The organism is Streptomyces sp. NPDC023527, assembly GCF_055560115.1.
In genome coordinates this window covers 1,313-2,812 of record NZ_JBVHJJ010000028.1, presented here as the reverse complement: position 1 = coordinate 2,812, position 1,500 = coordinate 1,313, and the positions used below count along the sequence as shown (strand labels likewise).

1 rRNA gene (running past both ends of the window) is annotated in these 1,500 nt (G+C 56.7%); it reads left to right on the top strand.

The window, feature by feature from the left end:
- Nucleotides 1-1,500 (top strand): 23S ribosomal RNA (locus ACZ303_RS31745) (it extends past both window edges: 629 nt to the left, 1,272 nt to the right).

Sequence of the window (1,500 nt, the reverse complement as noted above, 5' to 3'; positions counted from 1 at the left end):
AACGGCTCGTTTAAGAGACACCCAAGTAGCACGGGGCCCGAGAAATCCCGTGTGAATCTGGCGGGACCACCCGTTAAGCCTAAATATTCCCTGGTGACCGATAGCGGATAGTACCGTGAGGGAATGGTGAAAAGTACCGCGGGAGCGGAGTGAAATAGTACCTGAAACCGTGTGCCTACAAGCCGTGGGAGCGTCGCTGTATGTGCTTGCACATGCAGTCGTGACTGCGTGCCTTTTGAAGAATGAGCCTGCGAGTTTGCGGTGTGTTGCGAGGTTAACCCGTGTGGGGAAGCCGTAGCGAAAGCGAGTCCGAATAGGGCGATTGAGTAGCGCGCCCAAGACCCGAAGCGGAGTGATCTAGCCATGGGCAGGTTGAAGCGGAGGTAAGACTTCGTGGAGGACCGAACCCACCAGGGTTGAAAACCTGGGGGATGACCTGTGGTTAGGGGTGAAAGGCCAATCAAACTCCGTGATAGCTGGTTCTCCCCGAAATGCATTTAGGTGCAGCGTCGTGTGTTTCTTGCCGGAGGTAGAGCACTGGATAGGCGATGGGCCCTACCGGGTTACTGACCTTAGCCAAACTCCGAATGCCGGTAAGTGAGAGCGCGGCAGTGAGACTGTGGGGGATAAGCTCCATGGTCGAGAGGGAAACAGCCCAGAGCATCGACTAAGGCCCCTAAGCGTACGCTAAGTGGGAAAGGATGTGGAGTCGCAGAGACAACCAGGAGGTTGGCTTAGAAGCAGCCACCCTTGAAAGAGTGCGTAATAGCTCACTGGTCAAGTGATTCCGCGCCGACAATGTAGCGGGGCTCAAGCGTACCGCCGAAGTCGTGTCATTCCAGCACATACCCCCAACGGGGGCTGGGATGGGTAGGGGAGCGTCGTGTGCCGGGTGAAGCAGCCGCGGAAGCGAGTTGTGGACGGTTCACGAGTGAGAATGCAGGCATGAGTAGCGATACACACGTGGGAAACGTGTGCGCCGATTGACTAAGGGTTCCTGGGTCAAGCTGATCTGCCCAGGGTAAGTCGGGACCTAAGGCGAGGCCGACAGGCGTAGTCGATGGACAACCGGTTGATATTCCGGTACCCGCTTTGAAACGCCCAATACTGAATCAGGCGATGCTAAGTCCGTGAAGCCGTTCTGGATCCTTCGGGTGAAGGAAAGTGGTGGAGCCGACGGACCAGACTTGTAGTAGGTAAGCGATGGGGTGACGCAGGAAGGTAGTCCAGCCCGGGCGGTGGTAGTCCCGGGGTAAGGGTGTAGGCCGTGTGATAGGCAAATCCGTCACACATATAAGGCTGAGACCTGATGCCGAGCCGATTGTGGTGAAGTGGATGATCCTATGCTGTCGAGAAAAGCCTCTAGCGAGTTTCATGGCGGCCCGTACCCTAAACCGACTCAGGTGGTCAGGTAGAGAATACCGAGGCGTTCGGGTGAACTATGGTTAAGGAACTCGGCAAAATGCCCCCGTAACTTCGGGAGAAGGGGGGCCATGTCGT